14 protein-coding genes are annotated in these 11714 nt (G+C 30.5%); all 14 read left to right on the top strand.

Translation table 11 applies throughout. The annotated features are described in order from the left end of the window. Nucleotides 1-7 precede the first annotated feature (7 nt). Complete coding sequence (locus M4I33_RS01585) at nt 8-187, top strand: YjfB family protein (RefSeq protein ID WP_194190928.1); 180 nt, start codon at nt 8-10, stop codon at nt 185-187. Nucleotides 188-302: 115 nt separating this feature from the next. After that, the gene (locus tag M4I33_RS01580) at nt 303-1163 is read left to right on the top strand and encodes a flagellin (protein WP_257915125.1); all 861 of its coding nucleotides are present in this window, start codon (nt 303-305) and stop codon (nt 1161-1163) included. Between the two features lie 345 nt (nt 1164-1508). Further along, nucleotides 1509-1895: a flagellar basal body rod protein FlgB gene (gene flgB, locus M4I33_RS01575; RefSeq protein ID WP_257915124.1), complete on the top strand. Its 387-nt coding sequence runs from the start codon at nt 1509-1511 to the stop codon at nt 1893-1895. 6 nt (nt 1896-1901) lie between these two features. Beyond that, nucleotides 1902-2306, top strand: coding sequence for a flagellar basal body rod protein FlgC (gene flgC, locus M4I33_RS01570; protein WP_194190925.1), 405 nt, complete (start codon nt 1902-1904; stop codon nt 2304-2306). 15 nt (nt 2307-2321) lie between these two features. Further along, the gene (gene fliE, locus M4I33_RS01565; RefSeq protein ID WP_257915123.1) at nt 2322-2633 is read left to right on the top strand and encodes a flagellar hook-basal body complex protein FliE; all 312 of its coding nucleotides are present in this window, start codon (nt 2322-2324) and stop codon (nt 2631-2633) included. A gap of 25 nt (nt 2634-2658) precedes the next feature. Next, on the top strand, nt 2659-4221 hold the full coding sequence (gene fliF, locus M4I33_RS01560; RefSeq protein ID WP_257915122.1) for a flagellar basal-body MS-ring/collar protein FliF: 1563 nt from the start codon (nt 2659-2661) through the stop codon (nt 4219-4221). 6 nt (nt 4222-4227) lie between these two features. Beyond that, nucleotides 4228-5238: a flagellar motor switch protein FliG gene (gene fliG / locus M4I33_RS01555; protein WP_194190922.1), complete on the top strand. Its 1011-nt coding sequence runs from the start codon at nt 4228-4230 to the stop codon at nt 5236-5238. Further along, nucleotides 5222-5974: a FliH/SctL family protein gene (locus M4I33_RS01550; protein WP_257915121.1), complete on the top strand. Its 753-nt coding sequence runs from the start codon at nt 5222-5224 to the stop codon at nt 5972-5974. Before fliG ends, M4I33_RS01550 begins: the two co-directional genes overlap by 17 nt. A gap of 6 nt (nt 5975-5980) precedes the next feature. Next, nucleotides 5981-7288, top strand: a complete 1308-nt coding sequence (fliI, locus tag M4I33_RS01545; RefSeq protein WP_257915120.1) for a flagellar protein export ATPase FliI — start codon at nt 5981-5983, stop codon at nt 7286-7288. A 12-nt stretch (nt 7289-7300) separates the two neighbouring features. Next, nucleotides 7301-7747: a flagellar export protein FliJ gene (gene fliJ, locus M4I33_RS01540; RefSeq protein WP_257915119.1), complete on the top strand. Its 447-nt coding sequence runs from the start codon at nt 7301-7303 to the stop codon at nt 7745-7747. A gap of 3 nt (nt 7748-7750) precedes the next feature. Then, entirely contained in the window at nt 7751-9235 is a 1485-nt protein-coding gene (locus M4I33_RS01535; protein ID WP_257915118.1) for a flagellar hook-length control protein FliK, read from the top strand. A 13-nt stretch (nt 9236-9248) separates the two neighbouring features. Next, nucleotides 9249-9965, top strand: coding sequence for a flagellar hook assembly protein FlgD (locus M4I33_RS01530; RefSeq protein WP_257915117.1), 717 nt, complete (start codon nt 9249-9251; stop codon nt 9963-9965). Nucleotides 9966-9974: 9 nt separating this feature from the next. After that, on the top strand, nt 9975-10370 hold the full coding sequence (locus M4I33_RS01525) for a TIGR02530 family flagellar biosynthesis protein (RefSeq protein WP_257915116.1): 396 nt from the start codon (nt 9975-9977) through the stop codon (nt 10368-10370). Nucleotides 10371-10452: 82 nt separating this feature from the next. Continuing rightward, on the top strand, nt 10453-11714 hold a 1262-nt coding region (locus M4I33_RS01520; protein WP_257915115.1), incomplete at its 3' end, for a flagellar hook-basal body complex protein.

The raw sequence follows: 11714 nt of genomic DNA, 5'->3' as shown, positions 1-11714 counted from the left end.
AAGAGTTATGGATATAGGAAGTATGTCAATGGCAATGAGTCAAAATTCACTAAAAACAGCAGTTTCTTTATCGCTTATGAAAATTCAAATGAATACAAGTAAAGAAATGGCAACTGGAATGAACGATATGATAAAAAACATGGCAGTAGATCCAGTTAGAGGTCAAAAAATTGATGTAAAAGCTTAAAGTATAAACCAGCAGCTAAAGTTGCTGGTTAATTTATTTTTTTCTACAAAATTAATTAAAGTTTTGAAAAATAATTACGATAATAACTAAAGAAATGAAAATTGGAGGGGAAGATATGAGGTTAAATATCAACGTAAACTCTTTAAATATATATAGAAGTTATTCAAAGAATCTTATAGATAATAAATCTGCGCTAGAGAGAATTTCATCGGGAAAGAAATTAAATAGTGCAAAAGATAATCCAAATAAGCTTGGGCAAAGCGAAACTATGAGGATTAAACTTAGAAGTCTTCAAATGGCAGAGAGAAATGTTCAAGATACAAACTCGATGCTTCAATCGGTAGACGGGTCTTTAGATAGTATAAATAACTCATTAGTAAGAATGAAAGAATTAGTAGTAAAAGCGGCTTCAGATACTAATTCTTTAGAAGATAAAAAAATAATTCAAGAAGAGATAGATTCAATTAAGGACGGAATTGATGAACTAGTCGGAAAAAGTGAGTTTAACGGGGTAAACTTACTTAAAGATGATGGGGTTAAAAATAATTACACTCCAAAATATATGGAAACTATGATTGGTGCAGATAGTGGGGAAACAGTTTTTATTCCAAAATATAATGCAAGCACGGATAAGCTTACAGATAAAGATGGTAATAAACTTAGAGATTTATCAGTTCTAAATGATAAGGATGCACAAAAGGCTATAAGCACTGTAGATGATGTGATAGAGCAAGTTACTTCTATGAGAAGTAAATACGGTGCTATAGCATCTAGATTAGAGACAACTGGGAATGGTTTAGGGGAACTAGAGGGGATGACAACGAAAGCACAAAGTCAATTATCGGACGCTGATATAGCGAGTGAAATAGCAGAACTTTCAAGAACCCAAATTTTAAATAATTCTTCATTAGCACTTATGGTTCAAAGTAATAACTTACCAAAAGATGCATTAAGAGTACTTGAGAGAATGAGATAATTGATTCATAATAATGTTTTAAACGAGCTATACAAAATTTGTATAGCTCGTTTGATTTTATTTGGAAAATATATTAAAATGGTATATATGTTAAAAAGATGCAAATTTAATGAATAATTAGTTAATATTCAAATAAAATTAAAAAATAGTGATAAAATAAATCGTATGTTGTAAAAGAAGGGAGTTTTAATGGCATTTTTAATTCAATATAAAAACTTTTTTAAAACAACGTAGAAAAAATAAAATTATTACATTATAATATATAAAGTGAATAAATTATGATACAAATAAACACTTTTAGAAAATTATGTTAAAAAATATAGAAGTAATATTGGAGAGATAAATATGAGGATAGGAAGTACGTATGACCTTATAAAAGAAGGTTTAGATGCAGCTAGTGTTAGAAGTAAGGCTATAGCTAATAATATAGCTAATATAAATACAAAAGACTACAAAAGAGATGTGGTATCTTTTGAAGAAAATTTAAAAAATGAGACTATGAAATTATCTTTAAAAAAGACTAACCCAAAGCATTTTGGCGATTCTAATAGTGAAGGTAATATAACAGTAAGTAAAGATATGACAACAAGTATGAGATCAGATGGTAATAATGTTGATTTAGATATAGAAAAAACAAACCAAGCGGCAAATCAATTAAAATATAATGCTTTAGTTGAGATGGCAAGTGGGAAATTAAATAATTTAAACCTAGTGATACGTGGTGGGAGGTAATAGATAATGAATGCATTTTCAGCTATGAGAATTAGTGCAAGTGGACTTTCAGCAGAAAGACTTAGAATGGATACTATAACAGCAAATGCAGCAAATGCTATGACAACTAGAGGGGAAGATGGAAAACCTTATGTTAGAAAGGTTGCTGTGTTTAAAGAAGCGTTAGATCAAAATATGAATAGTATAGGTGTTAAAGCAGTAGGAATAGAAAAAGATAAATCACCTCTTAGAAAAGTTTATGATCCAGGTCATCCAGATGCTGATAAAGATGGATATGTTACTATGCCAAATGTAAATATCTTAAATGAAATGGCAGATATGATTGCGGCATCAAGGTCGTATGAAGCAAATGTAGACACATTAAATGCAAATAAAAATATGTTTTCAAAAGCATTAGAGATAGGCAAATAGATAGGAGAGTTATAAATGATAGTTAATAATTTTACACCAAGTCCTTCGGTGTTTCAGACTGATATTTTAAATAGTAATAAAGGGATAAAGGAAAGTGAAAAGTCAGGAGAAAGTTTTAAAGGGATATTTGAAAAAAGTTTAGACCAAATAAACCAAAAGCAAATAGAAGCAGAGAAATCACAAGAAGCTTTTATTAAAGGTGATAATGTAGATATACATGATGTAATGCTTAAAGGAGCAGAAGCAAAACTTTCATTACAATTTGCAGTTGAAGCTAGAAATAAACTTCTAGATGCATATCAAGAAATAAATAGAATCCAATTATAAAATACTGTAATGGAAGGGGAAGCAAATGGATAAAATAAAAGAACTATTCAAGAAAATATGGGAAAAGTTTAAAACTTTTTCAAAAGGTCTTAGAATAGCAATTTGCATTGCAATAATAGCTTTTATAATAGCAATAATTACTTTCTTTGTTTATAGTGCTAAAAGTAAATATCAGGTGTTATTTTCAGATTTAGACCCTCAGGATGCACAAGTTATAACTAATGCCCTAGAGCAAAAGAAAGTCGAAACTAAAGTTGAAGGAAATTCAATTTTAGTAGATAAAAATAAAGTAGATGAACTTAGACTTGAACTTGCACCACAAATAACTGGTGGTAGTAAAGGATATGAACTTATGGATAATGCAAGTTCTTTTGGAATGACAGACGAAGAATTTGCTTTAAAAAAGCAAAGAATGCTACAAGGGGAACTTGAAAAAACTATAAAAAGTTTTCCACAAGTTAAAAATGTTAGAGTACATATAACACCTGCAAAAGATTCAGTCTTTGTTGAAGACAAAGAGCCTGGTAAAGCTGTTGTAATTTTAGATTTAGTTCCAGGAAACACTATGACTCCTGAACAAGTTAAATCTATAGTAGCTTTAGTTTCAGGAAGCTGTGAAAATATACCGCAAAAGAATGTACAAGTTATCGATCAAAATATGACACTTTTAAGTTCTCAATTAGACTTAGGTGATAATAATAACGGAACTGGAGTAACTGGAGGTTCTATTGCAAATCAACAAAAATTAGAAACCGACTATGAAGGAAAACTACAAAAACAAATAGTAGAACTTTTAGAGCCAGTAATTGGACAAGGTAAAGTTAAGGCTAATGTAAATGTTGATATGGATTTTGATTCAAAGCAAAAGACAGAAACAGTAATAGATCCAAATAAAGTTATAGTTAGCCAAGAAACTATAAAAGACATAAATAAGGCAAAAGATGGAGCTGTTAGTGAAAGCCCTGTAGATAATAATATGAGTAATACTATAGATGATTCAAACGGAAGCTCATCATCACAAAGAGAAGAACAAAAAACAAACTATGATACAGGAAAAACAGAAACAAAAGTTATAAGTGCACCTGGTGAAGTTAAGAGAATGACAGCATCTGTAATAATAGATGGAGATCTTCAAGTTGGACTTCAACAAACTGTACAACAAGCTGTAGAATCTGCTATAGGATTTAATACAGAAAGAGGAGATCAGCTTTCAGTTGTAGGAATGAAGTTTGATCCAACAGCAAAAGCAGAACAACAAAAACAATTAGATGAATTTAATCAGCAAATACAAACTGAAAAGAGAAATAAAATAATTATGTATAGTGCAATAGGTGCAGCTGTACTTATAGGAATAATAGTTCTAATAATTATTTTAAGAAAGAAAAAGCAAGATGAAGAAGATAGAGAACTTGATGTTATGGTCGGTGGAGATGATTATAAAGAGGAAGTTCAAATGTTTAAAAATATGAATTTAGATACTACAACAGAAAAAGAGCATAAAGAAAATCAAATAAAAGATTATGCAAAAGAAAAACCTGAACAGGTTGCAGATATAGTTAAATCATGGCTAAAAGAAAACGAGAGGTGATAATATTTGGCTAAAAATAAATTGACTGGGGTACAAAAGGCGGCTATTTTATTTATAACTCTTGGGCCAGAAGCATCAGCAGGTATACTTAAAAAGTTACCTGAAAATGAGATAAAGAAAATAACTTACGAAATAGCAAACATGGCTACAGTCAAATCAGAATTAAAAGAAGAAATATTAGAAGAATTCCTTCAAATGAATAAAGCTAAAGACTATATTATTGAAGGTGGAATGGATTATGCAAGAGAGCTTTTATCAAAAGCTCTCGGAAATCAAAGGGCAGCTGAGATTTTAGAATCTGTATCAGAAGCTACTCAGCAGTACAGTCCTTTCTCAATTGCAAGAAAAGCTGATGCTCACCAGTTATTAAATGTTATAAGTACAGAGCATCCACAAACTATTGCGCTTATACTTTGTTACTTACAACCAGAAAAAGCAGCACAAGTTTTAGCTGAACTTCCAGAAGATGTACAAAGTGAAGTGTCCTATAGGGTTGCAACTATGAGTAATACATCTCCTATGGTTATAAAAGAAATAGAAAAAGTTTTAGAATCTAAGTTATCATCTGTTGTAAGAACAGAAATGACAAGCTTAGGTGGAGTAGAAACTTTAGTTGGAATCTTAAACCAAGTTGATAGATCTACTGAGAAAAATATTACACAAGAACTTGAAAAAGAAGATGCTGAACTTGCAGATAAAATTAAAAGCTCTATGTTTGTATTTGAAGATATCGTACTTCTTGATGATGTATACATTCAAAGAATGCTTAGAGAAATTGATGCAAAAGATTTATCTCTTGCACTTAAAGGCTGCTCTGATGAAGTTGCAAATTCTATTTACAAAAACCAATCAAAGAGAGCTGCAGCTTCATTAAAAGAAGATATGGAATTCTTAGGACCAGTTAGATTAATAGATGTAGAAAAAGCACAACAAAAAATACTAAACATTATAAGAAGATTAGAAGATGCAGGAGAAATAATTATTTCAAGAGGTGGCGAAGATGCAATCATCGTATAATCTTATAAAAGCTAGTAAATCTCTTGAAGGAAATGAAAAAACTATACAAACAACCTATATAAGAGAAAATGGGGCTTGCGGTATAGGAACTGATGATTTAGATATAGATCCAAAAGAAATAGTAACTCAATATAAAGAGATGGCAAATAACATCTTAGAGGAAGCCCAAAAAACAAGAGAGAGAATGCTTGTAGATATAATGGAAGAATCTAAGAGACTTGAAAAAGAAGCATATGAAAATGGATATAGACAAGGCTATGATAATGGAATTGAAGATGCAAAAAAAGAAGCATATGAAAATATAATTCCAAATGCAAACCTTGAAGCTTCAAACATTATAAATAATGCCCACGAAATTTTAAAAAATGCAAATTCAGAATATAATACTTATCTTGAAGATAAAAAAGAAGAAATAGTAGATTTAGCTTTTAGTATTGCAGAGCAAATACTAAAAAGAAAAATAGAAGTTGATAACTCTATAAGTGATATTGTAGATGAGGCTATAAAGGATGCTAAAGGTGAAAATAGTTTATTAATTAGAGCAAATGCATTAGATGTAGATGAACTTAAAAGTAACATAGATAGATGGAAAATCAGCAAAGGAATAAGGGACGGGATTTTTGTTATTGAAGATAATATAGATAGAGGAAATGTAATTATCGAAAAAGACAGTGGGATTATAGAAGCTGGAATAGAAGTTGGACTTAGAAAAATAAAGGAATCACTAAGGGGGTAATTCATTATGCTTGATATAAATTTTGATGAATTAATCCAAAAAGTATATAGCACAAACACCTTAAAAACTGAAGGTGTAGTTGATAAAGTAATAGGCCTTACAATAGAAGTAAAAGGGATTAAAGCTTTCGTAGGTGAACTTTGCATTATATATAATCAAATGAAAAAACCTATTAAATGCGAAGTTGTTGGATTTAAAGGTGATTCTGTTATACTTATGCCCCTTGGAGATTTAATCGGAATATCTCCAGGATGCAAAGTAATACCAACTGAAAAACCATTAAACGTAAAATGCTCAGATGAGTTACTCGGAAAGATTATAGATGGACTAGGTAATCCTTTTGATACTAGTCTACTTTTAAAAGGAGATGAATACCCTTTAGAAAATTCACCTCCAGACCCTATGAGTAGAAAAAGAATTAGAGACATTATGCCAACAGGCGTTAGAGCGATTGATGGTTTTTTAACTTGTGGTGAAGGGCAAAGGATAGGTATTTTTGCAGGTAGTGGTGTTGGTAAAAGTACAACCCTTGGAATGATAGCTAGAGAAGCTAAAGCTGATATTAATGTTATTGCATTAATCGGTGAGAGGGGAAGAGAGGTTCTTGAGTTTATTCAAAACGACCTTGGAGAAGAGGGCATGAAAAGAAGTGTTGTTGTTTGTGCAACATCAGATAAACCTGCACTTATAAGATTAAAGGGAGCACTTACAGCAACGGCTATAGCAGAGTACTTTAGAGATAAGGGTAAAAAGGTAATCCTTATGATGGACTCAGTTACTAGATTTGCAATGGCACAAAGAGAAGTTGGACTTGCAATAGGAGAACCACCAGCTCAAAAAGGATATACTCCTTCAGTTTTTGCAATGCTTCCAAAACTTATGGAAAGAGCAGGAACATCAGATAAAGGTTCTATAACAGCTTTTTATACAGTTTTAGTAGATGGTGATGATTTTAATGAACCAATTGCAGATACTGTAAGAGGTATTTTAGATGGGCATATAGTGCTTTCAAGAAAACTTGCCCACAAAAACCATTACCCAGCTATAGATATATTAAATAGTGTAAGTAGACTTATGTCACAAATTTGCACAGATGAGCAAAAAAAGGCAGCATCAATAGCTAGGGATTTACTTTCAACATATAATGATTCAGAAGATTTAATAAATATCGGAGCTTATGTTAAAGGGTCAAACCCCAAAATTGATAATGCTATAAAATATCATGATTATATTGAAAATTTCTTAAAGCAAGGAATTACAGAAAAGTCTGATTTTAATGATAGTGTAAATAACTTAACATCAGTATTTAGTTAAAGAAGGTAGAAGATGAGTAAAGGATTTGTTTTTAGACTTCAAAAGGTTTTAGATATAAGAGAAGAAAAAGAAGAAGAAAGCAAAAGATTTTTTAGAGAAAGTCAAAAAGCATTAAATGAAGCTAAAATAGAACTTTCAAATATGGAATCAAATGCTAGTAAGTATAAGGGAATAAAACCAAATGAGGATGTAGTTTATCAAAAAATAAAACGTACATATTTAAAGGCTTTAGAACTTGGGATAAAAGAGAAAAAGAAAGAAGTTATAGATAAAAAAGAAGAAGTTGAATATAGAAGAAATGATCTTTTAAATAAACAAATAGATAGAAAAACAGTAGAAAAATTAAAAGAAAAAGAACGTGAAGCATTTTTCAAGGAAATAGATAGAGTAGAGCAAATAAATAACGATGAATTTGCACTTTATGCATATATGAGGAACTTGAAAGGAGGTGAGATATAAGAAATGATAAATACGAATTTAAAAATTAGTATTAAAGATTCTACTCCTAAACCTAAAATAAATGAATCAAGTGCTAAAGATAATTTTAGTGAAGTTTTAAATAAGGTATCAGGAGATAAAAAAGAACCTAAAAATACTAAACAAGAAGAAAATATAAAAAATGAAGTAGTAGATACTGAAAAACCAAAAGATATAAAAAAGGATACTATTTCAAATAATGATTCTACAAAAGAAATCAAAGAATCAAATGAAAATAATAAAGAGAATAACGAAGTAAAAGGTACAAAAAATCAAGAATCTAACGATAATAAAGAGAATAAAGTTAAACCGGAAGATTTAGAAGGTCTACTAGAACTTTTAAACGGTTTAATGAATGTAAATTCAAAAGATTCGATGAAAAATATATCTAAAGAAGATATAAAAGCAATTCAAAGTTTAATGTTAGATTTAGAAAGCTTATTAAAAAAAGATAAGGGTTTAGAAAAGCTAAATCTAAAAGAACTGGGAGTTGATTTATCTAAACAATTAAATAAATTAATGGAAAATGATGAATTTAAAAATAAACTAACGAAAAACAACCTAGATCTTTTAGATAATGTTATAAAAGAAATTTCAAAAGAAATTAAGGACTCTTCTGTAATATTAACTAAGGATGAAGAAAAAAGTTTTAAAGAAGTTATAGAAAAACTTCAAACAGAAATTCAAAAACAAAAACCAAGCGAAAATAGTAGTAAATCAATAAAGAATTCGGACAAAAATATATCTTTAGAAGATGAAACTACTCTTAATAGTAATAATGTAGATAAGAAAATAACTAATGTATCTAATGATAAGAATTTTAAAGAGAATAACCAAGGTGAAAAAGAAAAACCAAAAGATTTAATGGTTAAAGGGGAAAAGGAAATTCAAACAAAAACCGCATCAGAAGATAAAGTATTAGATAAAATATTAAAAGGTGATGGCGATAATCTTGATAAGTTTTCATTATTCCAAAGAAGATTAGATATTTCTAAAAGTATGGAAGTAAAACCAGAGGTTAGAGCAGTTGACGCAAGAAATTTAAGAGAAGATATAATAAGAAATGTTAAATTCATGGTTACAAACACTATGAAAGAATTAACAGTAAAGGTTTATCCTAAAGAGTTAGGTGCTATAACAATTAGCTTAACTCAATCAGAAGGAGAGATGAAGGCGATATTAAAACCAACATCAAAGGAAACATATTCAATGCTTATGCAAAACTCTGATGAGATGAAAAAGATTTTAGGAGATCAAAATATAAAAATATCTTCAGTTCAAATAAGTCTATATAACGATGACACAACTTTTTATAAAGATTCTGAATTCGCTAATGGATTTATGAACGATGGTGGTAATAAAAGTGGGGAAGAGAGACATAATAATAAGGCTGTAAACAATACGGCAGTTAGTGAAGACGAGCTATCAGATGAGGCTTCAAGAGATAGAAACGTCGATATGTTAGCTTAGAGGAGGTATAAAAATGCCAAATAATATTTCTTTAAGAGATGCAAACAATAATGGAAGTGCAACTGATAGAGGAACTAAAATTGTGCAAAAAGGCGATGACTTAGATAAAAATGCATTTTTAAAGATCTTAGCAGCACAGTTAAGTAATCAAGATCCAACTCAAAATGTAGATTCAACGCAATATGTTTCGCAGATGGCACAGTTTACATCTATGGAGCAAATGAATAACTTAAATAACACTATGAGTAACTACGCTATGCAAAACTTAGTAGGTAAGGGAGCTACAGTTAAGCTTTTAGACCCAAACGGTATGCCATACACTGGAGTTATTAAAAGTGTAAACCAAGATTCAAGCGGAACTACTATTTCTTTAGAAGTAAGTGAAGATGGTAAAAATACTTATAAAGAAGTTAAATATGAAGATATTATATCTGTAGTTGATGTTCCAGATTATTCATTACCTGCAATTAATAATCTAAATGGTAATATGTCATTTTTACTTGCTTCATCATTTATCGGTAAAAATGTTGAGATAAAAGATAAAGGTGAAGATGGAAAAGATATAACTTTAAACGGGGAAGTAAAAGGCACTTTTAAAGAAGATGGAACTATTAAAGTTAGAGTTTTATTAGATTCAGGTGAAATAAAAGAATTCTCTTACGATAAGATATCAAAAGTTGGAGATTTTACGGGAAAAGAAGACGATAAAAACACTGAAAGTAAAAAGTAGGTGGAATATATGGGCTATAGGATGATTAACGGAAAGGCATGTAGAGTAAATAATATTGCCGAGATACAAGGAAGTAAACCGAATCATATAAAAAATAAGCTACAAGATAACGGTAGTAGTTTTAGCCAGATATTAAATGAAAAACTTAGAAAAACTGAAAACTTAAATATCTCAAAACACGCAGAGAGAAGGTTAAAGGAAGTAAATTTTTCAGAAGTTGATTTCAAAGCAATTCAAAAAGGTTTTGATATTGCGAAAAGTAAAGGTTCTAAAAACTCAGTAATGTTATACAAGGACGTAGCTATAATTACAAGTATTGAGAACAATACAGTCATAACAGCTATAGAAAAAGATAGAGCAAAAGAAAATATTTTTACAAATATAGATAGCGTTGTGATTTTATAGGCTGGACCTAAATAGATAGGAAGCCTAACTCTTACGGAACGATAGAAGTAAGAATTTTTATTTAGATTTGGGAGGAAAATTTATGTTAAGATCAATGTATTCAGGGATTAGTGGAATGAAGGCTAATCAAACTAAACTAGACGTTATAGGTAACAATATTTCAAACGTTGGAACAACAGCATTTAAATCATCAAGAGTAACTTTCTCAGATATGATGAGTCAAAATATATCAGAAGCAATGTCACCATCATCAAACCAAGGTGGTAAAAACGCAGCTCAAGTAGGTCTTGGAACTCAATTATCAAGTATAGATAAAGTAATGACTCAAGGTATGATGCAACCTACAGGAAGATCACTAGATTGTGCTGTAGATGGAGACGGATTCTTTATGGTAAGTAAAGGGCCAGCAGTTTATGGAGACCAATTAAAGGTTAACCACAGCCCTGGAACTCACACTTTAGAACACGGAAATAGCTCAAGTGAAATGATGTATTCAAGAGATGGATCATTTATATTAGATAGAGATGGAAATCTTTTAACTAAAGATGGATATAGAGTTATGGGTTACTCAGTAACTAACGATGATAACACTATGCCACCTACTGGTAAAAAACCAACTCCAGTTTCTGCATCAGGATTCGATTTCCAATTTGGACCTGGTACTCAGTTAAACGGATATAAAATAGCTTTAGGTGCTATAGGACCAAACACAGTTACTTCAGCAACTATAAATAAAGATGAAAAAACTATAATAGTTAATGCAGATTTATCAAGATCTGGTGCTGTAAATTCAGAGCAAGTTTCTAACGCTATAAATAAAGCTTTAGGTGCAGAAGGAATATCACAACAAGTTATGGTTTCAGGTAAACCAAACGTAGTTACAGGATTAGGTACAGATAAAGTTGTAGGAGGTTCAGATGCAACTAAACCAGATAATATTCCATTCCTTGGATTTAATATGGAATTCGATGAAGGAAGTCAATTAAACGGTTATACTTTTGAAGTAAATGAAGTTGGTGCTGGAACTTCAACAAAAGCAGAGGTTAAAGGAAATGTAATTAAAATTGATGTAGATTTAACATCTCAAAGTCCAAACAGAGATAGTCTACAAAATGCAATAAATAAAGCATTAAGTGATGCAAAAATAGAACAAAGAGTTACATTAACAGGTACTGGTACGACTCTTTCAATGCTTTCAGGACAAGCTTCTGATAATGGATTAGATGCAAAAGCACCAACAGCTAAAGTTATTAAAAATTCAGATTCACCAACAGATACTTTTGGAGGATTAACATTAAACTTCGATAAGGGTGGACAACTTAACGGTTATGAAGTAGTTTATGG

The organism is Clostridium sp. LY3-2 (assembly GCF_024705715.1).
GTDB lineage: Bacteria > Bacillota > Clostridia > Clostridiales > Clostridiaceae > Clostridium.
The sequence above is the reverse complement of the archived record's forward strand: the minus strand, read 5'-3'. Positions and strand labels throughout refer to the sequence as shown.

What these genes read in the sequence shown, in the direction of transcription:
- M4I33_RS01525 (WP_257915116.1), top strand. Translation starts at nt 9,975, where the DNA reads ATGGGCTATAGGATGATTAACGGAAAGGCATGTAGAGTAAATAATATT.
- M4I33_RS01530 (WP_257915117.1), top strand. Translation starts at nt 9,249, where the DNA reads ATGCCAAATAATATTTCTTTAAGAGATGCAAACAATAATGGAAGTGCA.
- fliF (WP_257915122.1), top strand. Translation starts at nt 2,659, where the DNA reads ATGGATAAAATAAAAGAACTATTCAAGAAAATATGGGAAAAGTTTAAA.
- M4I33_RS01550 (WP_257915121.1), top strand. Translation starts at nt 5,222, where the DNA reads ATGCAATCATCGTATAATCTTATAAAAGCTAGTAAATCTCTTGAAGGA.
- flgB (WP_257915124.1), top strand. Translation starts at nt 1,509, where the DNA reads ATGAGGATAGGAAGTACGTATGACCTTATAAAAGAAGGTTTAGATGCA.
- flgC (WP_194190925.1), top strand. Translation starts at nt 1,902, where the DNA reads ATGAATGCATTTTCAGCTATGAGAATTAGTGCAAGTGGACTTTCAGCA.
- M4I33_RS01580 (WP_257915125.1), top strand. Translation starts at nt 303, where the DNA reads ATGAGGTTAAATATCAACGTAAACTCTTTAAATATATATAGAAGTTAT.
- M4I33_RS01535 (WP_257915118.1), top strand. Translation starts at nt 7,751, where the DNA reads ATGATAAATACGAATTTAAAAATTAGTATTAAAGATTCTACTCCTAAA.
- M4I33_RS01585 (WP_194190928.1), top strand. Translation starts at nt 8, where the DNA reads ATGGATATAGGAAGTATGTCAATGGCAATGAGTCAAAATTCACTAAAA.
- fliE (WP_257915123.1), top strand. Translation starts at nt 2,322, where the DNA reads ATGATAGTTAATAATTTTACACCAAGTCCTTCGGTGTTTCAGACTGAT.
- fliI (WP_257915120.1), top strand. Translation starts at nt 5,981, where the DNA reads ATGCTTGATATAAATTTTGATGAATTAATCCAAAAAGTATATAGCACA.
- fliJ (WP_257915119.1), top strand. Translation starts at nt 7,301, where the DNA reads ATGAGTAAAGGATTTGTTTTTAGACTTCAAAAGGTTTTAGATATAAGA.